Origin of the sequence: Streptomyces sp. CA-250714 (genome assembly GCF_050936705.1) — a bacterium.
Lineage (GTDB): Bacteria > Actinomycetota > Actinomycetes > Streptomycetales > Streptomycetaceae > Streptomyces.
Genome location: NZ_JBNJMI010000002.1, coordinates 1,310,449 through 1,337,423, shown reverse-complemented (window position 1 = coordinate 1,337,423; position 26,975 = coordinate 1,310,449). Strand labels below are relative to the sequence as shown.

Genomic DNA, 26,975 nt, shown 5'->3' with positions numbered 1-26,975 from the left:
CCGTCTTCTGCTCGTTGCCCGCCCGATGTACGCCCGGTTCCGCTTCCGTCGTCGGCTACCTGGACAGGGTGCGACATGCGTGCTGTCATGCCAACTGCCCCTGATTCCAACGTTGTACAAGCACGGCAGGGGCCTTCACGGGGGCCGCACCAGAGTTTTCACCGGGCACAGTTCGCACCACATGTGGCACACCTCACCGGAGGCACCGTGAGACGCGCACACCCCTGGTCAGCGGCTGTCACCGCCGCCTTGTCCCTGCTCACTCTCCTCGCCCTGCTCAGCGCCGCGCCGGGCGGCTCGCCCACGGCGTCGGCCGCGGCACCCGCCGCCCAGGACCCGCCCGCTGTGCACGGCCTCAAGGGCGAGTACTGGACCCAATCGGCCCCCGGCGCCTATGACTTCGGCACCCTCAAGGCCACCGCCTTCGACCCCTCCCTCGACTTCGACGACCTCGAACCGAGGCTCAAGGAACGCACCGGCCGCAGCGACCACACCAGCGAGCGCTGGACCGGCAAGCTCACCCCCGAGCGGTCGGGCAGCCACACCTTCCACATCACCGGTGACAACGGCTTCCGCATGTGGCTCGACGGCCGGCTCGTCATCGACCACTGGGTCCCCGACTGGGACAAGGAGCAGAACTCCGAGCCCGTCGAGCTGACGGCGGGCAAGGCGTACGACCTCAAGGTCGAGCACTTCGAGGAGGAGGGCGGCTCCAACCTCCATCTGCGCTGGACCCCGCCCGGCAACGCCAAGACGGCCGTGCCGCAGTCGGCCTTCACCCTCCCGGACGGCTTCGACTACGACGGCCCCGCCGAGGTGCACGTACGCCCGTCGGGCCGCACCCTGGAACTCGGCTTCGCCCAGCCCCTCGCGGCGCCGCCCGCCCGCGTCCGCGACCACCTCAAGGCCGTCATCGGCGGCGCCGACTGGCCACTGGGGGAGCTCCGCCTCGACCCGGACGATCCCCGTACGCTGCTGCTCGCGCTCCCGGAACCGGTCGTGGGCCAAGGCGGCACCGCGGATGTCCGCTACGACGGCGAGGGCGGGCTGACCGCGGCCGACGGCCGGCCGGTCAGCGCCTTCTGGACCTCCGGTGACAACAGGTCGGAGTACCAGCTCAAGACCAGGTGGGCGAAGGACGTCGGCCCAGGCAACGCGCTGCCCGACTACCCGCGTCCGCAACTGGAGCGCGAGCAGTGGCAGAACCTCAACGGCAGCTGGCAGTTCGCCCCGGCCGAGGCCGGCGAGCAGCCGCCCGTCGGCCGGGACAAGCGGCTGGCCGAGAAGATCCTCGTCCCGTACCCGGTCGAGTCCCAGCTCTCGGGTGTTGGGCGGCACGAGGAACGGATGTGGTACAAGCGGTCGTTCACCGTGCCGAAGAGCTGGCAGGTCGGTGCGCGCGGTGCCGCCAAGCGGCTGAAACTGCACTTCGACGCCGTCGACTGGCAGGCCACCGTCTACGTCAACGGCAAGCGTGTCGCCGCGCACAAGGGCGGCTACGACCGCTTCAGCGTCGATGTGACGGACGCGCTGCGGCCCGGAGGCCGGCAGGAACTTCTCGTCGGCGTCCACGACCCCACCGACTCCCCGGACGGCCCCAACCCGCCCGTCGGCAAACAACGTCTCAGCCCCGAAGGGATCTGGTACACGCCCTCGTCCGGGATCTGGCAGACGGTCTGGATGGAACCGGTGGCCGCCGACCACACCACACACGTCAAGACCGCCCCTGATCTCGCGGGTGAGCAGGTATCCGTCACGGCGCGCGGTGTACGGGACGGTGTGCCCGTCACGGCGGTCGCCTACGACGGCGGCCGGGAGGTGGGCCGGGCGACGGGCAGCGGCAGCGAGCCGTTCCGGGTGCCGGTGCCTGATCCGCACCTGTGGTCGCCCGACGATCCGCACCTCTACACCCTCAAGGTGAGGGTGGGCGACGGCCGGTCGGCCGACACCGTCAAGAGCTACTTCGGCATGCGCGAGATCGCCGTCAAAACCGTCGACGGCAAACAGCGCATGGTGCTCAACGGCAAGCCCGTCTTCTCGATGGCCACCCTCGACCAGGGCTTCTGGCCCGACGGCCTCTACACGGCGCCGACGGACGAGGCACTCGCCTTCGATCTGCGCCGGCACAAGGAGATGGGCTTCAACTCGGTCCGCAAACACATCAAGGTCGAACCCGACCGCTGGTTCTACCACGCGGACCGGCTGGGCCTGCTGGTGTGGCAGGACATGCCCTCCATGCGGTCCGACCGCACACCGGACAGCGCGGCGCGGGCGCAGTACGAGCACGAGCTGAAGCAGATGATCCAGCAGCACGACAGCCACCCCTCGGTGATCATGTGGGTCACCTTCAACGAGGGCTGGGGCCAGTACGACCAGGCACGGATCGCCGACTACGCCAAGCGCCTCGACCCCGCGCGGCTCGTGAACAACATGAGCGGCCACAACTGCTGCGGCGCCGTCGACGGCGGCAACGGCGATGTGTCCGACGCACACGGCTACCCGAGCGCGAAGCTGCCCGCGCCCGACGGGAAGCGGGCGCTGGTGAGCGGCGAGTACGGCGGACTCGGGCTGGCCGTACCCGGGCACGCCTGGCCCGTCCGGCACACCTACGTGGGCGTCGAGAAAGGGAAGTACACGGACGAGTACCTGGCCAAGCTGAAGGAGGTCGAACGCTTCGCCGCCTGCGACGGCAGCAGCGGCGCCGTCTACACCCAGATCACCGATCTGGAGGGCGAGTTGAACGGTCTGCTGACCTACGACAGGGAAGTCGTCAAACCGGACGTGGCCCGGCTGAAAGCCGCCCACCGGGCGCTGATCGAGGGCGCGGCCGACGGCACCCTTTCCTGCGACCGGTAACCCGAAGGGGCGCGAGGAACTGCGCGAGCGGGGAGAGGGTGCCCCCTCTCCCCGCTCGCGCACCGGTCAGCTGGCGGCCAATGCTTCCGTCGGCGGCAGCCGCGCAGCCCGCACCGCGGGATAGAACCCCGCCAGCCCACCGATCACCAGCGTGGCACCCACACCGCCCGCCATTGCCCAGACGGGCACCACGGACGGCCAGCCTTGGTAGGCCGCGTACCCCGTGGTGACGCCGATGCCCAGCAGCACCCCGCCCAGGCCGCCGAGCGCCGACAGCAGCTGGGACTCGCACAGGAACTGGCCGCGGATCTGCCCCCGGGTGGCACCCAGCGCCCGCCGCAGCCCGATCTCGGAGCGCCGCTCCAGTACGGAGATCACCATGGTGTTGGCGACCCCGACGCCGCCGACGAGCAGCGCCACGGCGCCCAGCCCCAGCAGCAGCCCGCTGAGCGTGTCGTCGGACGCCTCCTTGGCGGCCAGCGCGTCCGAGGGCCGGGAGACCGTCACCTCGTTGGGGCTCTCCGGGTTGGCCGTCGGCCCCAGCAGCTCCTGCACCCGGCCGACCGCCGACTCCTCAGCGCGGGTGTGCACGGTCGTCGGATAGCCGTCGAAGTCCAGGTACCGCGCCGCCGCTTCCCAGCCCACCAGCGCGCCGGCGTCCAGATCAGGGGCGAGTTCGTTGGGTGCCAGGATGCCCACGACGGTGAACCACCGCCCACCCAGCCACACCTGGGTGTCCCGGGTCGGGGTGTGGATGCCCAGCTGGTCGGCCGCCTTCGGGCCCAGCACCACCGCCGGATAGCGGGAGTTGGCCGCGTTCAGCCAGCGGCCCGCCGTCAGCCGGGCACCGACCGTACGGGGCAGATCGGTACGCGCCGCGACGACGGAGATGCCGCCGGTCTCCTCCTCGGGCATCCGGTCGCTGCGGAAGACCTTGGCGTCCGTCTTCCCCACCGCGGACACCGACTCCACCTGCGGCATCCGGCCGATCATCTGCACCGCGCTCTTCGGCAGCCGGGCCTCCTCCCCGGAGAAGGACTGCCCCGGTGTGACGGTGAGCAGATTGGTGCCCAGCGCGTCCAGCTTCCGGTTCAGATCCTCCCGGCTGGAGGTGGAGATCCCCACCACCCCCACCATGGCGGCGATACCGATGGCGATGCCCAGCGCCGAGAGGAACACCCGCATCGGCCGCGAGCGCAGCCCCGAGCCGCCCACCCGCAGCACGTCGGCGAGGCTCATCCGCGCGGCGCGCGGCGCGGTTCCGGTCGTACGGTCCGTCATCGGGCGACCCCCGCCCCCGCCGCCGAGTCGTGCTCGATCCGGCCGTCCCGCAGCCGCACCTCGCGCGGCAACGAGGCGGCGATGTCCCGGTCGTGCGTGATGACGACCACCGCGGTGCCAGCGCGGTGCAGCTCGTGCAGCAACTCCAGTACGGCGGCGCCCGACCGCGAATCCAGCGCACCCGTCGGCTCGTCCGCCAGCAGCAGCGGCGGCTCGCCCAGCACCGCGCGGGCGATCGCCACCCGCTGCTTCTCCCCGCCGGACAGCTCGTGCGGCCGGTGGAACAGCCGGTGCCCCAGCCCGACCCTGCGCAGCGCCGCTTCGGCGGCCCGCCGCCGCTCGCCGCGCGGGGCGCCGCTGTAGAGCAGCCCGTCGGCGACGCTGTCCAACGCCGGTACGCCGGGGGAGAGATGGAACTGCTGGAAGACGAAGCCGATCGTCCTGGCACGCAGCGCGGACAGCCGGCGGTCGGACAGCCCCGCCACGTCGTGCCCGTCGATGCGGACCGTGCCCCGAGACGGCCGGCTGAGGGTGCCCATGATGTTGAGCAGCGTCGACTTGCCGGAGCCCGACGGGCCGACGACGGCGAGCAGTTCGCCCCTCGCCACGGTCAGGTCGGCACCGCCGAGCGCCACCACGTCGCCGTACCGCTGCTCGACGCCGGCCAGCTCCACCAGCGTGCGGCGGGACTTCGGGGCCGGGGGTGCGGGCCGCGGCGGGGGCGCGGAGCGGAGCCGGGTGGACGTCATCGGGGCACCCCCACGTCGAGCCCCTCATTGACGCCCTTACCGGACACCTCCACCTTGCCGTCCGCGAACATCCCCAGCTCCACCGGAATCCGGCGGGACCGCTCGTCCGCGCCCCTGGCCTCGACGGCGTAGCCGCCACCCGGCTCGGCGAGCAGCGCGTTGACCGGCACCGCGAGCACGTTCTCGCGGGTCTGCGCCTTGAGGACCACATCCACCGAAGCCGCCTGATAGCGGCCCAGCTTCTGCTGTGAGCCGACTTCCAGCTCGACGGGCAGCGTCGCCTCCTCGGAGCCGTCCCCCTCGCCGCCCCCTTCGGCGCCCTGCCCGTCGCCGGCCCCGTCCTGAGCACCGGAGGGGGTGCCGACGTCGGTCACCTCGGCCTGGGCGGTGCCGCCGTCCGGCAGCCGGATCGTCGCCTTGGTGCCCTTCTTCACCAGGCTCTCCAGCCCCGCCTCCAGCTCGACCTCCACGATCCGGTCGGTCCCCGTCCAGGTCAGCGCCTCGCCACCGGCCAGCGCCCCCGGAGAGGTCTTCTGCTCGGCGACCCGGCGCGCCCCGGACGCCACCACGGCGTCACCGGGCGCGACCTCGCCCGTCTCCGCACGGTGCATGTCGTCCTGCCAGTCGCGGACGGCTCCGGCCGTACCGCTCGTGAAGGTGTCGTCGACGGTGAAGCCGCTGTAGCCGAGCTTGGCGAGGTTCCGCTCCAGCGTCTTGACGTCGTCCCCCTCGGTACCGGCGCGCATCGTGCGGTAGAAGGGCTTGGAGCCGTACAGCAGCGGCACCTTGTGCTCGTCCACGCTGTAGACGGTGTCACCGCGGGAGAGGGTGGCGCCCTCCTCCGGGAGCCAGGTGACGATCCCCGCCTCCTCGCCGCTGCCGCCCCCGTCGGAGGAGCCCCCGGCTCCCGCGCCCGGCTGCTGTCCGGAGCCCGTACCGCTGTTCTGTTCGCCTTCGGTGGCCGCCTGCTGGACCGTGGTGGGGGTGCCGAAGCCGAGCGTGCCGTCCACGGTCTCGGTACGGGTGAGTGTGGTGCGCTCCACCGGCGCCGTCTTGCGCGGGCCCGTGTCACGGGGCGCCCCGGAACTCTCCCCGTCCCCGCCGAAGGCACCGGTCGCCGCCACCCCGGCAGCCCCCACCGCCGTCGCGGCGGCGAGCACCAGCAGCGAGACCCGCAACGCCCGCCGCGTGCCCCGCCCCGGCCCCGGCTTATCGGCTCCGTCCTCGCCCATGTTGCCTTCGCCGGTGCTGTCCCCGCCGTCGTGGACCACGGCGGACGCGGCCTCCTCCGGCGCCGCGTCGGACGCCTCGCGTGCCGTCGCGCCGGGCGCCACGCGCTTCGCCGCGTCGGCGGCTGTCGCGGCGGCGGCCGTGGCCGGTTCCGGGTCGCTCCCGGTGGGCGGCCCGGATGCCGCCGGTTCCCGTTCCGGGGCGCGCATTCCGGCGGACGGCTCGTCGTGAGCGTTCACTGCCCGCCGCCGCCCTTCATCTGCAGGCCGCCGCCCGGGTACTTGCTGCGGCACGCCTTCTGGGCGTCCTGGAACGCCTTGCCGCCGGGCTCGATGCCGGTGCCCGCCAGGTCGATCTGCATGGCGCTGCCGTTGACCACGGGGTCGGGGAAGTCGGCGAGCCCGTTCTCGCGGATGCATTTCGCCCAGGCGGCGACCTTCGCCGAATCCAGCGGCTTGCCTCCGCCGCCGTCCATCTGCGGTGCCTTGTCGCGGCACGCCTCCTCCGCGTCCTTGAACGCCGCGGAGTCGCGGTCGACGCCCGGGCCGCCGAGCCGGATGCCACCGCCTTCCTGTTTGGGGTCGGGGAAGTCCTTCACGCCGTTGTCGCGCATGCACTGCGCGTACTCCAGCGCCTTGTCGAACTGCTTGCCCGCGCCGCCCCGGGCGCCGTCGTCGCCTGCGGCCTGCGGGGTCGCGTCGTCCTTGCCGCCGCCGTCGGAGTCGCCGCCGCAGCCGGTGAGCAGCACGCCGGTCAGCAGCACGGCCGCCGCGGGAAGGGTACGTATCAGGGATCGGTTCCGAGTGATGAACATGCGGTGAGTTCTACGCCCGGGCCGGTTACACGGCGGGAACGGCGGCTGTTACGCCGGTGTTATGCCCACTGCCGCATCCTTGCGTCATGCGCGTGCTGATCGTGGAAGACCACCGGGAGTTGGCGCAGACCGTGGCCACCGGGCTGCGCCGCGACGGTATGGCCATCGACCTGGCCTTCGACGGGGAGGAGGCGCTGGAGCAGGCGACCGTGCACGACTACGACGTGATCGTGCTCGACCGCGATCTGCCCCGGCTGCACGGCGACGAGGTGTGCCGCGCCCTGAGCCGCGACGGCTCCCGCGCCCGGCTGCTGATGCTGACCGCGGCGTCCACCCTGGAGGACCGGGTCGAGGGGCTCGACCTCGGTGCGGACGACTACCTCGCCAAACCGTTCGCCTTCGCCGAACTCGTCGCCCGCATCCGGGCGCTGGCCCGCCGCGCCCAGCCGGCCGTACCACCGGTCCTCGTGCACGGCGACCTCACCGTCACCCCGGCCGAGCGGCTGGCTCGCAGGGGCGGGCGCAGGCTGGATCTGTCACCCAAGGAACTGGCCGTACTGGAGCTGCTGCTGGCCGCGCGCGGTGCTGTCGTCTCCGCCGAGGAGCTGCTGGAGCGCGCCTGGGACCGGTCGGCCGACCCGTTCACCAACACCGTGAAGGTCACCGTCAGCCGGCTCCGCCGCAAACTGGGCGACCCGCCCCTGATCGAGACGGTGCCGCATGCCGGCTACCGCATCTGAGCCCGGCCGCGCGGCGTACGGACCGGCCGGGCCCGCGCGGCCCGCACCTGTACGGACGGCACGCGGCGGCATCCGCTGGTCGGCACGGCTGCGGCTGACGCTGATGTACGGCGCGCTCTTCCTCGTCTCGGGGGCGGCGCTGCTCGGCAGCACTTATCTGCTGGTGGCCCAGAGCCCCGTCAGCAAGAACACCCGGGTCACGGCCTGGGGAATCGCGGGCCCTGACGGCGAGAGCGACCGGATGCGCACCAAGCTGGAGGACATCGTCAGCGAGCGCCGCTCCGCCGAACTGCGCACCCTGCTGACCGAGTCGGGGATCGCACTGGCCGGAATGACGGGCGTGTCGGTGGCGCTGGGCTGGGTGATGGCGGGCCGGGTGCTGCGCCCGGTGCGGGTCATGGCCGACCGGGCACGGCGGATCTCCGAGCGCAATCTGCACGAGCGGCTAGCCGTGCCCGGACCCACCGACGAACTGAAGGAACTGGGCGACACCTTCGACGGGCTGCTGGCCCGGCTGGACGCCGCCTTCGCGGCGCAGCGGCGCTTCGTCGCGAACGCCTCGCACGAGCTGCGCACCCCGCTCACCCTCCAGCGCGCCACTGTCGAGGTCGCCCTCGCCGAGCCGGACGCCGACGTGGCGACGCTGCGGCAGGTGTGCGAGCGGGTGCTGCGGGCCGGGGAGAGCCAGGAGCGGCTGATCGAGGCGCTGCTGACGCTGGCGAGCAGCGAACGCGGGCTCGACCCCGCACGCAGCGGCCCCACCGATCTCGCGGCCGTACTGGAGACGGTGGTGAGCGAACGGGAGGACACGCGGATGACCGTCACCCTGCGCCCCGCGCCGGCACACGGCGACGCGGCACTCCTGGAGCGGCTGGCGGCCAACCTCGTGGAGAACGCCCGCCGTTACACCCCCGGCGACGGCTGGATCCACGTCGCCACCGGAACCAGCGCGGGCCGCCCCTGGCTGCACGTGGCCAACAGCGGCGAGCCGATCCCGCGCAGCCGTATCCCCACCCTCTACCAGCCCTTCCAACGCCTCGCCCCCCGCGGAACCGAAGAGGGCCACGGCCTGGGCCTGTCCATCGTCGCCGCCATCGCCCACGCCCACGACGCCCGCCTCACCACGCTCCCAGGCCCCGCTGGCGGCCTGGCCGTGACGGTCACCTTCAACGCGCTCCGAAGGGGCGCGGGGAACGGCGCGCTCAGCCACGACCCACCCGCACCCGGACTCCGTCATCCAACCCCCACGGCGGGCAGCCGCACCACATGAAGCTCTAGCGGCACACGGCGGAGCCGCATGCACCGGCCCGCTTTTCGATCTTTGCTGACACCGCGCCGGAGGACGGGGTAGCGTCCGAGCTCACCATCCGTTCGATCAACGTGCGCACGGGGCCGAGCCGGCCCCGCATGCACGGTGCGCGGGAGGCCGCCACGTGGACCCCACCCACGATGTACGCCCCAGACTGCGGGCGGACGCGCTGTTCACGGCGACCGACGACGGGGTCCTCCTCCAGTACCCCGAGGGCCAGTTCGTGCTCAAGGGACGTACGGCCTACCAGTGGATGTGCCGTCTCGCACCGCATCTGACCGGCGCCCACACGCTCGCCGAACTGTGCCACGGGCTGTCCGAGGAGCGCAGGGCCACCGTCACCGCAATGGTGCGCACGCTGCTGCGGAGCGGCGTGGTGCGTGACGTACGCGGCGACGACTCCGCAGCACACAGCGGGAGTTCCCTGCTCCCCGAGGCCGTCCGCGTCCGTTTCCGGGACCAACTCGCCTACCTCGACCACCAGCTCGGCGGCGCCGACGCCGACTCCGCCTTCGCCCGCTTCCGCGCCACCCGCGTGCTGATCGCGGGCAGCGGCGAGGCCGCCGAGAGCTGCGCCGTGACCCTGCTGCGCAATGGACTGCGCACGGTCACCCTCTCCGGGCCGTACGAGGAGCCACCGTCCCAACTCCTACGGGAGCGCGACAGCTTGCGCGGCGACGGATGCGACGCGCACGTGACAGTGCGCCCGCCGGGGGAGCACGGCGGCACCGAACGAACCGCAACAGGCGGTGACCCGGACGGTGACGAGAGGGCAGGCGTGGACCTCGTGGTGGCGTGCGGTACGGACCACCGCGAACTCGCCCGCCACAACCGCGCGGCACTCGCCGGCGGCCCCGCGCTGCTGCCGCTGACCGTACTGGACGGAACCGCCGTGCTCGGGCCGCTGGTGCACGGGGGCCGACACGACGACGGCGGCAGCGGCGACAGTGGCGGCACCGGTGGTGGCGAGCAGGTGGCGGGCTGCTGGCAGTGTGCTGTGCTGCGGCTCGCCGCCAACCTGGAGCCGACGGCTGCCGCGGCGCTGCTGCGTGCCGTGCACACGGAGCGGCCGGCCGCCGGGCCGGACGCGCAGTTGGGGCGGATGCTCGGCACGACGCTCGCCTTCGACGTCTTCCGGCACCGCACGGGCGCCCTGCACGCGGAAACCGCGGGCGCGCTCGTCACCCAGGACTGTGCGACCTTGGCGACCTCGCGGGAGCCCCTGCTCGCCCACCCCGACTGCGCGGCGTGCGGCGAAGTGCCCCATGTGCCGGGCGCGGAAGTTCCCCATGTGCCGGGCGCGGTGAGCGAGCACGGCGCGCGCGAGGCGGGGGAGACACCGAGTGGGCCCGGCCCGGCGGGAGAGGAGACGCTGTTCGGTACGTACGCGGGAGTTTTCCGGCGCTACGCCGACGACGCGCTCCCGCAGTCCCCCCTCCGCGCCGCCTGCGTCGAGGTCACGGCGCCCGGCCCGTCCGCCGTGTCTCCCCGGACCGTCACCGCCTTCGCCCTCGACACCCACACCGAGGCCAGAGCCGCAGCCCGCACCTCGGCCGCGCTGGTCTACGAGGCGCTGCTGCACACGCACGGTCTGCCCCGCAGCGCCGCACCGTACATCGCGCACGGGTCCGAAGAGCGCGTACCCGGCGCCGAGTTGACCAACTGGAGCGGCACAGGTGGCACAGGCGAGTCGGCCGAACCCGACGGCTCCGCAGCAGAAGCGCCATGGCTGCGCGCGTGGGTGTGGGATTCCCCGGAGCCCGCGTCGGCCGGGTTCTCCGCGCGGGGCCGGACGGTCGCCGTCCCGGCGGCAGCCGTCCACCCCGGCGGCGCCGTCAACCGTGACCGCCGCTTCGAACCGGGGAGCGCCGGTGCCGGAGCGGGCGCCACCGTCGCCGCCGCCGCGCGGGCCGGGCTGCTGTCCGCTCTCGCGTACGAGGGCGTCGTGGCCGCGCTGCGCGGGGAGGTTGCCGCGCGGCCGCTGACCGTGGACACGGCTGCCGACGAGGACTGCGGGTTTCTGCTCCGTTCCGTGGCGCACTTCGACCGGCAGGTCACCCTCCTCGAACTCCCCGGCGCCGCACCGGCGCACGCCGTGGCCGCGCTGGCCGGCGACGCCGTCTCCACCGGCGTCACCCACGCGCTGGGCTACGGCACCACCCGTACCGAGGCCACCGTCCACGCCCTCCGCGACCTGGTCGGCACGCTCCAACTGGCGCAGGCCGGCCGCCCCGTCGACCTCGGCGATCCCCTGGTGTACGGGCTCGGCGCGCAGGCGCTGGCGGCGACGGTCCAGGACCCCGCGCGGCCTGCCCCGCCGGCCGGTCAGGGGCCGACGGCGTCGGTGACATCCGGCAGGGCGGCGCTCGTTGTGGTGACGACACCGCCGGACCTGCGCGCGGGCGGCGTGGAGACCGTTCGGGTACTGCTGCGCAGGCCACGGGAGGAACCGGCGTGAGGGCCACGACCGAGGGGCCGTCGGCGGAGGACCGGCTCCGCGTCGAACGGGAGTTGACGCGCCGGCTGCGCGGCGTCGGCCCCGTGGAGCCGTTGTCCGTGCACGTACGACTGCTGGGCATGGAGGACGCGTACGCCACCGCTGAGCAGCCGCCCGACGCCGCGCCCGGTACCACACTCGTCCCGGTTCATCTGCGCGGCAGATACGCCCTGCTGGGTCCCCTGGGCCCGCGGCAGCCGCTCCCGGGCCGCCCGTGCTTCCACTGTGTGGCGACCCGCTGGCAGGCCCTCCGCCCCGCCGTCGAGCGCGACGTCCTGGAGTGCGGGCCGGGCGCTCCCGTCCACGCGGCAGCGCCGAACCCGTATCTGACCCCGTTCGCCCTCGACATGCTCGCCCACCTGGCGTCGGCCGCGCTCGACACGGCGCGCCGGGAGCCGCCGACCGCGCCCCGTACCGGCACCGTGCACCAACTCGCGCTCGACACCCTCCGCGTGGAGCATGCCCGGCTGCTGGCCGACCCCGCGTGTCCCCTCTGCGGTGAGCGGCAGACCGCTTCCGCGGCGCCCGCCGGCAGGGGTGCTGTCCGGCTGCGGCCCGGCCTCGTGCCACGCCCCGGCTCGGCCCGGCTGCTGAGCCCCGTCGAGGCCGTGCCGGAGTGGGCCGCCGACGCCCTCGCCAACCCCGTCTGCGGGGCACTCGGCACGGGTGTCAGGCCCGACCGGGAGGCGGCCAACACCGCACCCGCTGGCGGCCGGTTCGCGGTACGCGGCACACCCCAGCTGATGGACGTGCACTGGAGCGGGCACGCGGACACCTACCGGGACAGCGCGGCCCTGGCCCTGTGCGAGGGGCTGGAACGGCTGGCGGGGCTGCGCGAGGGCGGCCGCGGGACGATCCGGGCCGCCCGTTCCGAGCTGCGCCACCCGTCCGTCGACCCGCGCGAGTGCGGGCTCCCGGACCAGGCGTTCTTCGAGGACGCGCCGCCGCGCTTCGTGCCGTACGACGAGGAGCTGGTCCTGCCGTGGGTGTGGGGCTGGTCGCTGCGGGACGAGCGGCCGGTGCTGGTTCCCGAGCAGCTGGTCCACTACCGGCTGGCAGGTCCTGGCCCGTTCTTCGCGGCCGAGACCTCCAGCGGATGCGCGGGCGGCTCATGTGTGGAGGAGGCGGTGCTGCACGGCCTGCTGGAGGTGGTGGAGCGGGACGCGTTCCTGGTGGCCTGGCTCGGGCGGGCCCGGCTGCCGCAGCTCGCGGTGGCGGGCTGCCGGTCCCGTACGCTCCCGCACCTCGCCGAGCGGATTCGGCGCGGCGGCTACCGGCTGCGGCTCCTGGACAACCGCATCGATTTGCCGGTGCCGGTTGTGACCGCCGTGGCGACCCGGGAGGACAGCGGGCCGGGGGCGCTGTGCCTGTCCTCCGCCGCAGCGCTCGACCCGGAGCGCGCCGCCGAGTCGGCCGTACGGGAGGTCGCCAGCTATCTGTCCGGCTTCCCCGAACGCACGGAACGGGACCTCGACCGGCTGCGTGCCATGGCGCGGGACTTCACCCTGGTGCGCGAACTCGCCGACCACGCCGCCCTGTACGGCCTCCCCGAGATGACGCCGCACGCCGCGTTCCTCCTCGGCCCGCAGGACGGGGAACAGCCGTCGGCCTTCCGTGACGACGAGCGGTTCGACGAAGACCGCGGAACGGACGCGCGGGGCGCAGCCGTACCGCATGCCGGTGATCTGTCCGCAGCCGTACGCCACTGCCGTGACCTGCTCGCCGCGCGCGGCTTCGACACGGTCGTCGTCGACCAGACGGGACCGGAACAGCGGGCGGTCGGGACGAGCGTGGTGCGGGTGCTGGTGCCCGGTCTGCTGCCGATCGACTTCGGCGCACGGCGGCACCGCGCGCCCGGTATGGCCCGGGCCCGCACCGCGCTTCGGAGCGCTGGGCTGCGTGCGGACGATCTGACGGCGGCGGAGCTCAACCCGGCCCCGCACCCGTTCATGTGAGGGGGAGAGGTGCCCTACAGCGATGAGCCGGGCGGGCCGGACCACCGTGTCCTGCCCGTCACCCGCTATCTGGACGCCGTGCTGCGGCGTGCCTCGGTGCCGATGGAGGCCGAGCCGTTCGAGCCGGACTGGGCGGACCAGCCCCGGAGCCACAAGAGCTACCGCGAAGCCCTCGGCTTCCCGCTCCCCGACTCCGCGCCGCGTGCTCCGGCACCGCTGAGGGAGGCCCTGCTCGCCCCGCCACGGGACCCGGGGGCGGGCTTCACCGTGCCGCTGCTCGCCGGTCTGCTCCGGTACTCCTACGGCTGGCTCTCCCGCCGGCTCCAGGTCACAGCCGACCCGGGCCAGGGCGGCCGGGAGGCGTACGCTCACGCCGCGTGGGCCCGCGGCAGCGCGGCGGGCGGTGGCCTGTACCCGTGCGAGCTGTACTGGGCGTGCGGCCCGGGCGCGGGCCCCCTGCCGGGCCTGTACCACTACGACCAGCCCGCGCACGCCCTCCGCCGCCTCGCCACGGGCGACGTCTCACCCCGCGTACGCGAGGCCCTTCAGCCCGCGCCGACGGGGCGCCAGTTCCTCCTCGTCACCGTCCGGTTCTGGCAGAACGCCTTCAAGTACGGGGAGTTCAGCTACCACTGCGTCACCATGGATCTCGGCTGTCTGCTGCGCACCTGGCAGACCTGGGCGGCGGCCTGCGGCATCGAGCTGGTGCCCCGTCTGTGGTTCGACGAGCCGGAGCTGGACCGGCTGCTGGGCCTCGACCCCGCCACCGAGAGCGTGCTGGCCGTGGTGCCGCTGCCCTGGGAGCGCCCCACGGACGAAACCCGGGGGAAGGCCGCCACCGCCGAACAGGGCGACGGGCGGCGCGGAACCGCCGAGGGCTTCACCCCGCCCATCGCCCCGCCCCTCGCCGAACGCTCCCGCACTGTCCTGCGCTTCCCCGCCGCCGAGGCGGCCCATCTGGCGGCGGCGTACGACACGGGACCGTGCCCAGCGCCCGGGGCACTCGCCGAAGCCGCGGCCGAGAAGCCCGCCCCGCCCGCCCCACCGGCGCCATCCGCGACCGCCGCCGTCCCGCTGCCCGCGCCCTCCCCGCTCACCGGCGGCGTCACCGAAGCGCTCACCGCCCGGCGCAGCAGCTTCGGCCGGTTCTCCGCGCATCGACCGCTCGCCGCCGAGGACTTGTCCGCACTGCTGGAGGCGGCCGCGGCCGGGCGGCAGCTGCACACCGGCGCGGAGCCCGGCGGGTCAGCCCCGCCCCCGCTCACCCGGCTGGCCGTCTCCGTGCAGCACGTGGCCGGGCTGCGTGCCGGACTCCACCTCTACGACTCCGCGGCGCACGCCCTCGTCCCGCTGTCCGGTCCCGCGCCGCACCCGTTCCTCCAGCGGGCCTACACGCTCAACAACTACAACCTCGAACAGGCCGCCGCCGTCCTGCTCGTACTGGCCCGCCCGCACGCCGTCGTAGCGGCGGCGGGGCCGCGCGGCTACCGGCTGCTCAACGCCGAGGTGGGCGCCGTCGCGCAGGCGGCCTATCTGGCTGCCGCTGACCTCGGCACCGGGTGCGGTGCGGCGCTCGGCTTCGACTACGAGGCCCTGCACGCGGCCCTCGCACCTGCCGCCGGCCAGGACACCTGGCCGCTGCTGCTCCTCATGACGGGCCACGAGCGCCCGGACCGCCCCCGTTTCGACGCCCCCCTTGCCCCCAGCCCCCGCACGGACCGGACCGACCTCCCATGACCGACACCGACACCCCCTCCCGCCGGCTCCCCGCACCGCTCGCGCTCGCCCCCGACTTCATCCTCCGGGTCGCCGGGCTCCCCCTCGCCGCCCTCACCCCCCTCCGGGCTCCCGGCACCACCGCGTGGGCGCGCAGCGCACTGGAACTGGAGGACAGCATGGCCGCGTCGGCACCCGCGGCCGAGGACGCCCTCGCCGAGGCCGTCGCCCACACCGAGCAGCCCGGGACCCGCCGTGCCCTGCTCGCCCTCCGCCGCGACGTGCACAACGCCCGCACGCCGTCCCGCGCCACCCTGCGGGCCACCGGGGCGGATGTCCCCTCGCCCGCCGCCGACTGGCTCGTCCTGCGGCAGCGGTACGACGAGCAGCTGGCCGCCGCCGAGTCCACGCTGGCCGCCGAACTCGTCGACGCTCGCCGCCGGCTGCGCCACCTCGCCCATGACCCCGCCTTCCGCGCCGGCGTCCAGGCGGCCTCCGCCACCCTGGACGCCGCCCTCCCCGCGTATATCGCGGCCGGTGACGCGCCGCCGAGCGGCAAGCGGAGCCGGAAGGCGGAACGGGCACTGTTGTCGTACGTGTACCGGGCCGCGCTCAAGACGAGCCCCTTCAGCACCCTCACCACCCTGGCGCGCGGACGCTTCCACGACTCCGGCCCTCCGCTGGGCCTCGTCCGCGCCGACAGCGGCCCGCTCCGGCCGCTGCCGCGTGCCCGCCCCAACCTGACCGCCGTCCATGAGATCGCCGTCGCGGCGCTCGGCGATCCGGCCACCAGGGCGGCGCTCCCGTTCCACGCGGCCGGCGGGTGGCGCCGTACCGGCGGACGCATCCACTACGTGCGCCGTCGCTACCGGCCCGTCGATTCCGGCGTCGCCCTCGCCACCCCGGGGGTGCTGGAGGAGGAGCCGTTCCAACTCCCCGCCGGTCCCGTCCTCGACGAGGCACTGCGGCTCCTGGACGCGGCGGGGGACGCCGGGCTCACCCTGCCGCGGCTCGCCGACGCGCTGCACCGCGCCGACCCCGAGGGCAGGCCCAGGGAGCGGCTGGACGGCTACCTCGGCAAGCTGGTTGACCTTGGCCTGCTCACCACGCCCGCGTTCACCCTGGACATCCACCACCCCGACCCGCTGGCGGAGCTGGCCGCCCGGCTGCGTGCGTACGGGCCGCCGTCCCACGGCCCGATACTGTCCCTCGCCGACCGGTTCGACCGGATGAGGGAGTACGCCGACGGCTTCCCCATCGCACCGACCGAGGAGCGCGCCCGGCGTACTGCCGCGCTCCGTACCGAAGTGGCCGAGGCACAGCGGGCGTTCGGCCGCACGCCGCCGGTCGTGCCCAGGACCGCCGTCTACGAGGACGCCGTGCTGGCCGCGCCCGCCACCGCCTCCAGCGCGGCCTGGGAGGACGGCCCGCTGCCCGCGCTGCGCCGCTTCGCCCGGCTGCTGCCCGCGTTCGACCTGATGCTGCTCGACAGGCTGCTGGTGCGCGCCCACTTCCGCTCCCGGTACGGACCCGGCGGGGTCTGCGACGACGTGCCGGGGTTTGCGCACGAGCTCCACCAGTCGTGCGGCACCTGGCTGTCGGGCACCGGCACCCGGCTCGGCACCCTCGCGGCGGACGGTACGTATGTGCCGCGCGCCAACCCCTACGACGATCCGGGGGTCGCGGCCTTGAGCGCCGCCCACGAGGAGTTCACCCGCGCGCTGCGCACCGCGCTCGACGCGCTGCCCTCCGACGCGCCGCCCGAAGCCGCTGAACTCACGCTCCCCGCCGAGGCGTTGGACCGGGCCGCCGCTCTGCTGCCGCCCGACAGCCCCGGTATGCCGCGCAGCTGGTCCTGTTACCTCCAGCTGACCGGGCCCGCCGCCGGGGGCGGGCCGCCGCTCGCCGTCCTCAACTGGGCCTACTCAGGGCTCGGCCAGCCACTCGCCCGGTTCGCCGGCTCCTTCGGGCCGGACGCCGAACGGGAGCTGACGGCGGGCATCCGGGCCCGGCACGCGCGGCTGGTGCCGCCCGACGCGGTCGCCGCCGATCTGAGCGGCGGCTACGACACCTCCAATCTGGCGCTGCGGCCCGCCCTCGCCCCCTACCGGCTGACCGGACCCGCCGAGGCCCCGCACGGGCCCGCCGAGCGCCGGCTCCCGGTCGAGGACCTGCGGCTGGCCGACGACGAGGAGAGCGGTGAACTGCGGCTGGTCTCCCGGCGGCTGGGCAAGCGGGTCGTCCCGCTGTGGCTCGGCGGCCTCGTCCCCATGGCGCTGCCCCGCGTCCAGCGCACCCTGCTGGCGCTCTCCCCGGCCGCCATGCCGCTCGTCGCGGACCTGTGGGGGTGCCTGGAAGGCGGCGGGCCGCCGCACCGCCCGCGGATACGACACGGCTCACTGGTACTGGCGCGGCGCGCCCGGCGGTTCGCGGGCGCTGAACTGCCAGGACCGGAGCCGGCCGCCGACACCGCGCACGGCTTTCTCGCCCGCCGCCGCTGGTGGCGCGGCACGGGACTGCCGGAGCGGGTGATGGTCCGTACGGACACGGACCACAAGCCGCACCCCGTGGACGCCGACAGCCCGCTGTCCCTCTCGCTGCTCGACCACCGGCTGCGCGGCGCGGGCGAGGCGGTCTTCACCGAGCTGCTGCCCGACGTCACCGAACCGGCCCTCAGCACGGGCGGCTCCGCCTATGTGTCGGAGGTGTGCGTGGAGCTGGACGCGCCGCCCGCCCCCGCCGAGCAGACTCAGCACACCGGAAGGACGAACCCCCAGTGACCGACACCGACCGGACGCGGCCCGCGCCCGTACAGCGCCGCCCCGGGCCCGCTGCGCCCCTCAACGCCGACGACCGCCCACCCGCCGAGCTGCGCCCCGGCGAATGGCTGTCCGCGCACGTCTACTACGCCGGGGACCGCGACCCGCTGCTGGGGGAGTGCGCCGGCCCGCTGTTCGAGCGGCTGCGCGGCGAAGGGCTCGCCGACTGCTGCTACTTCCTCCGCCACTGGCTGGAGGGCCCGCACGTGCGGCTGCGGATGCGGCCCACGAGCACGGACGCGATCCCGGCCCTCACCGCAGCCGTCGAGGAGGCCGTCGGCGGCTTTCTGCGCAGCCACCCCTCGGTCTACGACCCCGCGATCGACCTCAGCGACGAGCAGTACCGGGAGCGCTTCCGGCTGGAGTTCTCCGACGCGCAGTGGGAGGCCCGCTACGGCCCCGGCACCGTGCGGATGCCGCGTCGCCCCAACGACTCGCTCGCCTACCTGGGATACGAGCCGGAGCTGGAGCGCTACGGCGGCCCGATCGGAGTGGCGCTGGCCGAATGGCACGCCGACCGCTCCAGCAGCCTCGTCGCGAGCCTGCTGTCCTCCGCGAACACCCAGGTCGGCAGCGTCCGGCTGGGTCTCGCCGCGCAGCTGACGGCGACCCTCGCGCTGACGGTGCTGGACGACACCGAGCGCACCGTCGCCTTCTTCACCCGGCGCATGGCCGACTGGGAGCCCCTGTTCAAGGACCGCTACGACACCTACGCCGCCGCCTACCAACGTATGGCGGGCCCGATGGGCGACAAGGTCGAGGCGCTGCACACGGGCGTCCTCGGCGGGCAGCCGGAACTGCTCACCGGATTTCTGCGCCGCTGGGCCGAGCACGGCACCGAACTGCGTACGCGCATCGACGAGGAGGCCGCGCGTGGCGCGCTGGTGTTCCCCTCCGGCGACGGTACGGGGACACCCGTGCCCGTGGACGCGGAGACCGCGCGTACCGCGCTGCTCGCCGGACTCACCCACATGGGGTGCAACCGGCTCGGAGTGACCGTCGGTAACGAGGACTACCTCGCCTACCTGCTGCGACGCGCGCTCAGGGAACGGGTGCAGGGGCTGCCGGCGGATCGGTGACGACTGCACCCCGCGAAGTATTGACCATGGCGAAAACCGATCTCCACAATGGCGGGGTCCGTGTAAGTCGCTTATTCAACAAGGGAGTTGGCAACATGCTCGTAGACGAGCTGGAGGCCCTGGAAGCCGAGACCTTCGAGATCGAGGAGATCGAGGAGCCGCCGCAGGTCATCGCCAGCACGACGGCCTCGGGACCGCTCTGCCACTGAGCCGTGCGGCAGCCGCCGCCGGGCACTGTCCATATCAGCCGTACGGCTCGGACAGCGCCCGGCGGTGAGCGGCCACAGGCGACCGAAAACAGACCGTCCCGGCCACCGGCCGTCAGGACGCGCCCCCACCACACGACCGGAGAAGACGGTGACCCAGGAGAACAACCGGCCCCGCGGCACGAGCGACATCTGGGAGGCCGCCGACCTGGTCACCCCCATGGCGATCCGCGTCGCCGCAACGCTGCGCCTCGCCGACCACATCGGAGAGGGCACCGCCCCCCTCGACCACCTCGCCGAGCGCTCCGGCACCCCCGCACAGCTGCTCGAGAGGCTGCTCAACCACCTCGTCAACGCCGAGGTGTTCACCCAGCCGGAGCCGCACGTCTACGGCCTCGCCGAGCTGGGCGCCCAGCTGCGTACCGGTCACCCCGGCTGCCCCCGCGACTGGCTGGACGCCGGCAGCGCCTTCGGCCGCGGCGACCTCGCGCTGGTCCATCTGCTGGAGAGCATCCGTACCGGCAGGCCCGGATACGACACCGCCTACGGCCGCTCCTTCTGGGCGGACCTGGAGGCCGGGCCCGAACTCTCCGACTCCTTCGACACCTTGCTCGCTTCGCTGCTCGTACCGGGCGAGACGAAGGCCGCCGCCGACGGCTACGACTGGGGTTCGCTCGGCCACCTCGTCGATGTGGGAGGCGGCGACGCGACGCTCCTCTCAGCGCTGCTCACCGCCCATCCCGAACTCCGCGGCACGCTGGTGGAGCTGGCAGGACCGGCTGCTGCGGCCCGCGCCAGGCTCGCCGAACAGGGGCTGGACGAGCGGTGCGCCGTACTGGAGTCGAGTTTTCTGGACCCGCTGCCCGAAGAGGCCCACGGCGCGGGCGGCTATCTGCTCTCCGTGGTGCTGCACGACTGGGACGACGCCCACGCGCTGCGCATCCTGGAACACTGCGCCCACGCCGCCCGCCCCGGCAGCCGGGTGCTGCTGATCGAGGGGCTGCGGGACGATCCACAGGGAGCACGCGTCCGGTCCCAGATGGATCTGCGGATGCTCACCTACTTCTCCGGCCAGGAGCGCACCCGCGACCAGCTCGCCGCGCTCGGCGACCGCGCCGGCTTCGACCTCGGCGTGGTGCGCAAGCTCAGCTACTACCGCTCCCTGGTCGAACTCATCGCCCGCTGACCGAGACCCGTCCCCCGGCCCGGCACGTCGCAGCCCGGGAACTCAGACGCGGCCGCCGCTGTCGTGGATGCCCGCGGCCACCCGCCGCACGCGCTCCGGGTCCCGGTCCATGACCGGGACCCGTGCGCTCTCAGCGGCGAGGCGGCGTGCGACGGCCGCGCCGGTACCCTGCCCGGGCGCCGGTCACCGGCGCCCCGTACGGTCGAATCGGGTCATCCGATCACGCTGGACGTGCCCTCCTCGTCTCGCTCGGCCGCGGTGTGCTCGGCGGTTGCGGGTTCCGCAGCGTCCCGTTCGGCCGCGATGCGCTTCGCCGTCTTGTTGTGCTGTTCCTCCCAGGTGGACAGGGCGAGGCCGCAGGCGTGGTCCATGTGCCGGAGCTTCTCCAGGCGCAGTTCGACGCGGCGGTCGGTGGGCAGCGCCTCCAACTGGTCCTGGAGCTTGGGCAGCCGCAGGAACGTGGCGTTCCCCAGCACCATGACGCGGAGCGGCAGATCCTCGCCCGGGTCCTCGGTCTCCACGTGGATGTGCGAGGTCTCCCAGGCGGTCTTGACCACCGCCATCAGCAGGCCCAGCAGCACGCCCTCGAACATGTTGGTGAGGACGATCGCCAGCGCGGTGACCGCGAGTACCACGGCCTCGGCGCGGTGCTCCCGCCACATGGGGCCCAGCTCGCGGAGCGGAATCAGCTTCCAGCCCGCGTGGACGAGGATGCCCGCCAGTGCCGCGAGCGGGATCATGCCCAGCGCGCCGGGGAGCGCGACGGTGAACACCAGCAGCCACACACCATGCAGAATCCGGGAGACCTTCGTCTTCGCACCGGCCGACACATTGGCCGAGCTGCGCACGATGACCGCCGTCATCGGCAGCGCCCCCAGCGCCCCGCAGACGGTGTTCCCGGCGCCCTGGGCGATCAGCTCCTTGTCGTAGTCGGTACGCGCCCCGTCGTGCAGTTGGTCGACGGCCGCGGCGCTGAACAGCGACTCGGCCGAGGCGATCAGCGTGAAGGCGAGCACCGTGCTCAGCATGCCGATCGAGGCGAGACCGCCGAAGTCGCCGAGCCCGGGCGGCTGTACGGCCTCCAGCAGGCCCTGCACCTCGACGCGTGCGATGGGCAGGTCGAGGGCGACGGTCGCGGTCGTCGCCAGCAGGACGGCGGCCAGCGGCGCGGGCAGCACCCGCGCTCCGGCCCGCCACTTCGGCCACAGCAGTAGCACCGCCACCGTGCCGGCGCCCACCGCGAAGGCGGTCAGCCCCTTGCTGTCGCCCACGGTGTCCAGCACGAGCCGGCCCAGGCCCAGGATCTTCTCCGGGCCGCTGCTGGGGGCCTTGGCGTCGGCGAGCGAGTACAGCTGACCGGCGATCAGCACCAGGCCGATACCGGCGAGCATGCCCTGGACGACGGCGACGGAGATCGCCCGGAACCAGCGGCCCAGCCGCAGTACGCCCATCAGCAGCTGCAGCAGCCCGGCAGCCAGTACCAGAACGCCCAGCGCGCTGAGGCCGTAGGTCTGCACGGCCTCGTACACCAGCACCGTCAGACCGGCGGCGGGGCCGCTGACCTGGAGGCTGCTGCCGGGCAGGAACCCGGTGATCAGCCCGCCCACGATCCCGGTGACCAGCCCGAGTTCGGCCGGTACACCGGAGGCGACGGCGACGCCCACGCACAGCGGCACGGCGACGAGGAAGACGACGAGGGAGGCGGTGAAGTCCGCTCGCAGAAAGCTCTTGGAGTACGTCATGACGCCACCTCTCACAGTGGGAGGAACGCGTCGGAACGCGTATCGAGTTCGAGCACCTGGCCGGTGTCGATGGTGTAGAACCAGCCGCGCAGCTCCAGTTCTCCGGCTGCCTCGCGTTCCGCGACGCACGGGTAGTCCCGCAGCCGCGCGAGCTGCACCCGCACATGGCGCTGCACGGCGGCGGCCACATCGGGCTGCTCGCGTTCGGTGTCGTCGGGCGCCAGTTCGGCGGAGGGCGGCAGTTGGCTGGTCAGCCAGCTGTGCACGGCGGGCACGGCCGCCAGGTCCTCGTCGCGGACGCGGGCGCCGACCGCGCCGCAGTGCGAGTGCCCGCACACCACGATCTCGGGTACTTCCAGTACCCGGACCGCGTACTCGATGGTGGCGGACTCGCCGCTGGGACGGTCCGTCGTGCCGTAGGGCGGCACCGCGTTGCCCGCGGTGCGCAGTTCGAACAGCTGCCCGGGGCGGGCGCCGGTGAAGACCGCGGGCTGGACCCGCGAGTCGGAGCAGGTGATGAAGAGCGCTTCGGGCGACTGGCCCTGGGCCAGCCTGCGGTAGCTCTCACGTTCGTCGTTACGGTCGCTGATCCGCGCGGAAAAGGCGCGTGCGTGGGGAATGAGTGAGCGCATAAGAGTTACCTTGCGTTCAGGTGCGTACGGAATCTGCGTACGGAGTCGGCGTACGGGATCCAGTCGGCCGGTCGGCTTCCAGGACCCGTGTACGTAAGTCGGCGAGAAGTCGGATACACGGCAGCATGGGCCGGTACCGGCTGGTCACGGACAGGCGCGCCGGTACGCGGCTGCCGCGGTCGGTATCAGTGCCGCAGCACCTGGTGCAGTACGGGAACCTCGACGGATCTGCGCCATGGCATGCCCGCGCTGCCGTTCCCCGGTAGCGCGGTGGGATGGGCGGCGGCCAGCGAGTGGGTCTGCCGGCAGCCCGCGTACAGCGGGCGCTCGCCCGGGGCCGATGGCGCGACGTGGTGGCGTACCGCGCGGCGCGGATTGCAGTCGGCGGCACCGTGCTCGGCCTCCTCGGCCACGGGAGGCGAGGCCTCCACGGCGGTCGCGGCGGCCGACGGTTCGCCCACCGGCGCCGGGAGGGCACCGGCGGCCTCGGTGGCCAGCAGAACGGAGAGCAGCAGGACGAGGGCGGAGACGCACGCCCGGATGGCGGTCACGCAGCGTCGCATCGTCCTCCCTTCGTCCACGGCTCCGAACTGGGCGGATTCCATCGTCACCCACAGGGTGTGACGAACCCGCACGGCGAAGGTGAACAAGAGGTGAACTACCTTGGGAGATGCGGGGGTTTTCGCTCAGACCCTCTAGTTTTCGGCCGCAACGGCGAGAATTGATCGCTGACGGGGTTCGGTCGCATGACCGATATTCGAACTCCGACGCCTCTGACCCGGGCTGTCAGCCTTTGAAGGCACCCTGCAACATGCCGGAAACAAAGCTGCGTTGAAATAGCAGGTACACGATTGTGATCGGCAACATGACAAGAATGGTGCCGGCGGCGAGCATGGGCACATCTGTGTTGTTCTGTCCCACGAAGAACCCGAGCCCCGCCGGCGCCGTCCGCTTGGCCGCGTCCTGCATCAACACCAGCACCAACAGGAACTGATTCCACGACCACATGAACACCAGCACCCCCAGCGTCGTCAACGACGGCCGGGCCAGCGGCAGCAGCACCCTGGTGAGGATCGTCCACGACGAGGCGCCGTCGATCCGCGCCGCCTCCACCAGCGAGGCCGGCGTCGTACGGAAGTGGGTCCGCATCCAGAAGACACTGAACGGCATGAACAGCGCGATCTCCACCAGGATGACACCCAGGTAGGAGTCCGTGAGTCCGACCCCCCGCAGATCGAAGTAGAGCGGCACCACGATCAGTTCGACCGGGATCGTCAGCCCCGCGACGAACAGCGCCGCCACCCCGTCACCGCCCGGCAGCCGCATAGTGCCCAGCGCGTACCCGGCCAGCCCCGCCAGCACCAGCGAGGCCGGCACCACCCCGACGGCGATCAGCAGGCTGGAGCGCATCAGCTCGGAGAAGCCCGCGACCGTCCACGCCTGCCGGTAGTTGTCCAGGCTCCACCGCTCCGGCCAGGCCATACCCACCACCGGTTCACCCGAGGGCTGCATGGAGGCGAGGAAGACGCTGAGGAACGGGATGACCACCGCGATCGCCATGACCGCCAGCAGCGCCTGACCCGTCCAACGCTCCCCGCGGGACGCCGTGTTCATGACTGCGCCCTCCCCGGCCGCTCCGACCTCGAGAGCCGGTTGACGATGTAGACGATCACCAGGATCAGCAGGCTCAGCAGCACCCCCAGCGCCGAGGCCAGGCCCACCTTTCCGTCGGAGAAGGCCAGCCGGTAGACCAGCAGCCCGGGAACGGTCGTCTCCTCGCCGGGCCCGCCGCCGGTGGTGACGTAGACGATGTCGAAACTGGCCAGCGCCGCCACTGTGGTGACCGTCAGCGCGACGGCCAGCTCGCCGCGCAGCTGGGGGAGGGTGACCGAGACGAACTCCCGTACAGGGCCCGCGCCGTCCAGCCGCGCCGCCTCGTACAGCTGGGGGTCGATCTTCTGCACCCCGCTCAGGAAGAGCATCATGCACAGCCCGCTGAGCACCCAGGTGCCCACCAGGCCGACGGCGACCAGCGCCCAGTCGAAGTCCCCCAGCCACGCCCGCGTCCAGCCGCCGAGCCCGATACCGCCCAGCGTCTCGTTGATCAGCCCGTCGTCCCCGTACAGCCAGCGCCAGGTCACACCCACCGCGACCAGCGGAACCACCTGCGGCAGCATGAACAGCAGCCGGTAGACGCCCATTCCGCGGCGGCGGTGCCGTCCGAGCAGCCCCGTCATCGCCAGTCCCGCCAGGATGGGCAGGAACGCGAAGAAGACGACGAGGACCAGCGCGTTGACCACCGAGCCGCGCAGCGCCGGATCAGCGAACACCTCGCGGTAGTTGTCCAGCCCCACCCAGCTGCCCAGCGTCACCCCGTCCCACTCGAACAGCGACAGATAGGCGGTGTGCAGCGCGGGGAGCACGGCGAAGGTGAGGTAGACAAGGAGGGCCGGCAGCACATAGAGGTAGCCGCGGTAGCGGCGCCATGAGCGCGCGCGGCGCGGCGCCGTACGGGCCTCGCGGCGCGCGAGCCCCGTCATTTGCCGCCCCCGTAGCGGTCCTGCCACACCTTCTGGAGGGAGTCGAGATACGCTTCGGGTGTGGTGCGGCCCGCGATCAGTTTCTGCACCCCGGCACGCAGCGGGTCGAGCATGTTGGGCGCGGTGAAGTCGGGGAAGTGGTTCATACCGTCGTCCGCGGTGACCCGCCGATGGGCCCGCGCCACCTCGCCGAGCACGCCCTTGGGCGCCGGCACGGCATTCTCGTCAGGCGGCAGGAAACCGTTGTCGCTGACGATCTTCGCGGCCTCCGGGGAGCCGAGGAAATCGAGGAAGGCCCCGGCGGCCTGCGGATGCTCGGTGCGGGAGGAGACCGCGTACGAGACGCTGAACCCGGAGGAGACGGCGCGTGCGCCCGGGCGCTCGCCGGGCATCAGGAAGAAACCCGCCTTCTTCCCCATCGCCTCGGCCAACTGCCCCGCCGCCCAGTTGCCATTGATGAGGAAGACGCTCTCGCCCCGGGTGAACTGGGCCGTGGTGTCGGTCTGGGTGGTGCCGTTGGCCGACTCGTTGAAGTACCCCTTGCGGCTCCACTCCCGCAGCTTCCGGGTGGCCTCCAGCGTCTGCCGCGTCTTGACGGTGGCCCCGGCGGTGCCCTTGACCCAGTTCCGGTAATCCTTGGGCGGCATCGCGTTGTTGACCAGCGCCGCCCACAGATGGAGGCCGCCCGAGTCGAGCGCGCCGACGCCCAGCGGCGTCATCCCGGCCTTCTTGACGGCGGCCAGCTGCCGCTCGAACTCGGCCAGGGTGCGCGGCGGACGGGTGACGCCCGCCTTCCGGGCCAGCTCCTTGTTGTAGTAGATCCCCGTCATCGACAGCCCGGCGGGCACCCCGTACAGATGCCGTCCCGAAGCGGCGCGCCGGCCGGAGCCGGTGAGCTGGTCCAGATTGGCGGCCGGGAACTTCTTCCGCCAGCCGTACGCGTCCCGGTACGGGGCCAGATCCAGGATGTCGCCGCGCGCCGCGATGTCGTCCATGCCGACGGCGAACTGTGCCAGGTCGGGTGCGGAGTCCGAGGCCATCGTGAGCTTGATGCTCTTCACGTAGTCGGCGAACTGGGTGTACCGCGGTTCGATGGTGATGCGGGGGAGCTTCTTGTGGAACGCCGCGACCAGGGCGTCCACCATGGCGGGGGCGTCGGCGAAGGTGAGCCTCAGCGTGATGTCGCCCTCGCCCTCGGGCACCGCCGTGGACGAGGGCACCGTCCTCGGCCGGTCCGGATCCGCGGCGCTGCCCGGAGTCAGGGCGCCACATGCTGTGACCAGCACCGTGAGGAGGGCTGCGCCCAGCATTGCCGCGTGAGTGGTGGTGCGGCGCGTTGTGGTGCGGCGTCTCCCCATGCTTGCCCCCTCTCGGAGCACTCTCTTCCCATTGCGAGGGCGCACAACGCCTCTTTGGGGGCGCACTATTTGCCACTGGGCCCCCATTTCCGCGGTCGCCCGCCGTGGGGGCTTCGCGGATTGCCCGTCCGCCGGTGCGTTGTGGTTGCTCGCGCAGTTCCCCGCGCCCCTTCGGGGCGCGTCCCCCTTTCCTCCGTCCAGCGGTGTCGTTCCGGCGGTCGCCCGCCGTGGGCAGCTTCGCGGATTGCCCGTCCGCCGGTGCGTTG

Annotated in this window: 19 protein-coding genes; 9 read left to right on the top strand and 10 right to left on the bottom strand. The window is 73.1% G+C overall.

Annotated elements, in window-relative coordinates; genetic code table 11:
• The first annotated feature begins 207 nt into the window (after positions 1-207).
• The gene (locus ACQEU8_RS24865; protein WP_433104728.1) at positions 208-2,856 is read left to right on the top strand and encodes a PA14 domain-containing protein; all 2,649 of its coding nucleotides are present in this window, start codon (positions 208-210) and stop codon (positions 2,854-2,856) included.
• Positions 2,857-2,922: 66 nt separating this feature from the next.
• Here ACQEU8_RS24865 and ACQEU8_RS24860 read toward each other — a convergent pair whose 3' ends face one another.
• From ACQEU8_RS24860 to ACQEU8_RS24845, 4 genes are all read right to left on the bottom strand, one after another.
• Positions 2,923-4,137 (bottom strand): ABC transporter permease, encoded by a 1,215-nt coding sequence (locus ACQEU8_RS24860; RefSeq protein ID WP_433104726.1) that lies wholly within the window; start codon positions 4,135-4,137, stop codon positions 2,923-2,925.
• Positions 4,134-4,814: an ABC transporter ATP-binding protein gene (locus tag ACQEU8_RS24855; RefSeq protein ID WP_433108691.1), complete on the bottom strand. Its 681-nt coding sequence runs from the start codon at positions 4,812-4,814 to the stop codon at positions 4,134-4,136. Before ACQEU8_RS24855 ends, ACQEU8_RS24860 begins: the two co-directional genes overlap by 4 nt.
• Positions 4,815-4,882: 68 nt before the next feature.
• Positions 4,883-6,355: a peptidoglycan-binding protein gene (locus ACQEU8_RS24850; protein WP_433104724.1), complete on the bottom strand. Its 1,473-nt coding sequence runs from the start codon at positions 6,353-6,355 to the stop codon at positions 4,883-4,885.
• Positions 6,352-6,930, bottom strand: coding sequence for a hypothetical protein (locus tag ACQEU8_RS24845; RefSeq protein WP_433104722.1), 579 nt, complete (start codon positions 6,928-6,930; stop codon positions 6,352-6,354). The genes ACQEU8_RS24850 and ACQEU8_RS24845 overlap by 4 nt, the downstream gene beginning before the upstream one ends.
• 86 nt (positions 6,931-7,016) lie before the next feature.
• On the opposite strand from ACQEU8_RS24845, the gene ACQEU8_RS24840 reads away from it, so the two are divergent.
• The 8 genes from ACQEU8_RS24840 to ACQEU8_RS24805 all read left to right on the top strand — a co-directional run bounded on the left by ACQEU8_RS24840 (position 7,017) and on the right by ACQEU8_RS24805 (position 20,437).
• On the top strand, positions 7,017-7,670 hold the full coding sequence (locus ACQEU8_RS24840; protein ID WP_433104720.1) for a response regulator transcription factor: 654 nt from the start codon (positions 7,017-7,019) through the stop codon (positions 7,668-7,670).
• Entirely contained in the window at positions 7,651-8,940 is a 1,290-nt protein-coding gene (locus ACQEU8_RS24835) for a sensor histidine kinase (protein ID WP_433104718.1), read from the top strand. Before ACQEU8_RS24840 ends, ACQEU8_RS24835 begins: the two co-directional genes overlap by 20 nt.
• A gap of 163 nt (positions 8,941-9,103) precedes the next feature.
• A complete protein-coding gene (locus ACQEU8_RS24830) occupies positions 9,104-11,437 on the top strand; it encodes a TOMM precursor leader peptide-binding protein (RefSeq protein WP_433104716.1) in 2,334 nt (777 codons plus the stop codon).
• Complete coding sequence (locus tag ACQEU8_RS24825) at positions 11,434-13,431, top strand: TOMM precursor leader peptide-binding protein (protein WP_433104714.1); 1,998 nt, start codon at positions 11,434-11,436, stop codon at positions 13,429-13,431. The genes ACQEU8_RS24830 and ACQEU8_RS24825 overlap by 4 nt, the downstream gene beginning before the upstream one ends.
• 9 nt (positions 13,432-13,440) lie before the next feature.
• Positions 13,441-15,168 carry a SagB family peptide dehydrogenase gene (locus ACQEU8_RS24820; RefSeq protein WP_433104712.1) on the top strand — a complete coding sequence of 576 codons (1,728 nt, stop codon included), beginning with the start codon at positions 13,441-13,443 and terminating at the stop codon, positions 15,166-15,168.
• Complete coding sequence (locus ACQEU8_RS24815) at positions 15,165-17,927, top strand: lantibiotic dehydratase (protein WP_433104710.1); 2,763 nt, start codon at positions 15,165-15,167, stop codon at positions 17,925-17,927. Before ACQEU8_RS24820 ends, ACQEU8_RS24815 begins: the two co-directional genes overlap by 4 nt.
• Positions 17,924-19,045, top strand: a complete 1,122-nt coding sequence (locus tag ACQEU8_RS24810; RefSeq protein ID WP_433104708.1) for a lantibiotic dehydratase C-terminal domain-containing protein — start codon at positions 17,924-17,926, stop codon at positions 19,043-19,045. The genes ACQEU8_RS24815 and ACQEU8_RS24810 overlap by 4 nt, the downstream gene beginning before the upstream one ends.
• A gap of 357 nt (positions 19,046-19,402) precedes the next feature.
• Complete coding sequence (locus tag ACQEU8_RS24805) at positions 19,403-20,437, top strand: methyltransferase (protein WP_433104706.1); 1,035 nt, start codon at positions 19,403-19,405, stop codon at positions 20,435-20,437.
• 212 nt (positions 20,438-20,649) lie between these two features.
• Here ACQEU8_RS24805 and ACQEU8_RS24800 read toward each other — a convergent pair whose 3' ends face one another.
• From ACQEU8_RS24800 to ACQEU8_RS24775, 6 genes are all read right to left on the bottom strand, one after another.
• Positions 20,650-22,179, bottom strand: a complete 1,530-nt coding sequence (locus ACQEU8_RS24800; protein ID WP_433104704.1) for a SulP family inorganic anion transporter — start codon at positions 22,177-22,179, stop codon at positions 20,650-20,652.
• An 11-nt stretch (positions 22,180-22,190) separates the two neighbouring features.
• On the bottom strand, positions 22,191-22,811 hold the full coding sequence (locus ACQEU8_RS24795; protein WP_433104702.1) for a carbonic anhydrase: 621 nt from the start codon (positions 22,809-22,811) through the stop codon (positions 22,191-22,193).
• A 185-nt stretch (positions 22,812-22,996) separates the two neighbouring features.
• Positions 22,997-23,422 (bottom strand): hypothetical protein, encoded by a 426-nt coding sequence (locus ACQEU8_RS24790; RefSeq protein ID WP_433104700.1) that lies wholly within the window; start codon positions 23,420-23,422, stop codon positions 22,997-22,999.
• 175 nt (positions 23,423-23,597) lie between these two features.
• On the bottom strand, positions 23,598-24,425 hold the full coding sequence (locus tag ACQEU8_RS24785) for a carbohydrate ABC transporter permease (protein ID WP_433104698.1): 828 nt from the start codon (positions 24,423-24,425) through the stop codon (positions 23,598-23,600).
• Positions 24,422-25,351 carry a carbohydrate ABC transporter permease gene (locus ACQEU8_RS24780; protein ID WP_433104696.1) on the bottom strand — a complete coding sequence of 310 codons (930 nt, stop codon included), beginning with the start codon at positions 25,349-25,351 and terminating at the stop codon, positions 24,422-24,424. Before ACQEU8_RS24780 ends, ACQEU8_RS24785 begins: the two co-directional genes overlap by 4 nt.
• Positions 25,348-26,709 carry an ABC transporter substrate-binding protein gene (locus ACQEU8_RS24775; protein ID WP_433104694.1) on the bottom strand — a complete coding sequence of 454 codons (1,362 nt, stop codon included), beginning with the start codon at positions 26,707-26,709 and terminating at the stop codon, positions 25,348-25,350. The genes ACQEU8_RS24780 and ACQEU8_RS24775 overlap by 4 nt, the downstream gene beginning before the upstream one ends.
• Positions 26,710-26,975: the final 266 nt, after the last annotated feature.

Coding starts and splice junctions, on each gene's coding strand:
- ACQEU8_RS24860 (WP_433104726.1), bottom strand. CDS start 4,137: ATGACGGACCGTACGACCGGAACCGCGCCGCGCGCCGCGCGGATGAGC.
- ACQEU8_RS24845 (WP_433104722.1), bottom strand. CDS start 6,930: ATGTTCATCACTCGGAACCGATCCCTGATACGTACCCTTCCCGCGGCG.
- ACQEU8_RS24840 (WP_433104720.1), top strand. CDS start 7,017: ATGCGCGTGCTGATCGTGGAAGACCACCGGGAGTTGGCGCAGACCGTG.
- ACQEU8_RS24835 (WP_433104718.1), top strand. CDS start 7,651: ATGCCGGCTACCGCATCTGAGCCCGGCCGCGCGGCGTACGGACCGGCC.
- ACQEU8_RS24815 (WP_433104710.1), top strand. CDS start 15,165: ATGACCGACACCGACACCCCCTCCCGCCGGCTCCCCGCACCGCTCGCG.
- ACQEU8_RS24800 (WP_433104704.1), bottom strand. CDS start 22,179: ATGACGTACTCCAAGAGCTTTCTGCGAGCGGACTTCACCGCCTCCCTC.
- ACQEU8_RS24795 (WP_433104702.1), bottom strand. CDS start 22,811: ATGCGCTCACTCATTCCCCACGCACGCGCCTTTTCCGCGCGGATCAGC.
- ACQEU8_RS24785 (WP_433104698.1), bottom strand. CDS start 24,425: ATGAACACGGCGTCCCGCGGGGAGCGTTGGACGGGTCAGGCGCTGCTG.
- ACQEU8_RS24780 (WP_433104696.1), bottom strand. CDS start 25,351: ATGACGGGGCTCGCGCGCCGCGAGGCCCGTACGGCGCCGCGCCGCGCG.
- ACQEU8_RS24775 (WP_433104694.1), bottom strand. CDS start 26,709: ATGGGGAGACGCCGCACCACAACGCGCCGCACCACCACTCACGCGGCA.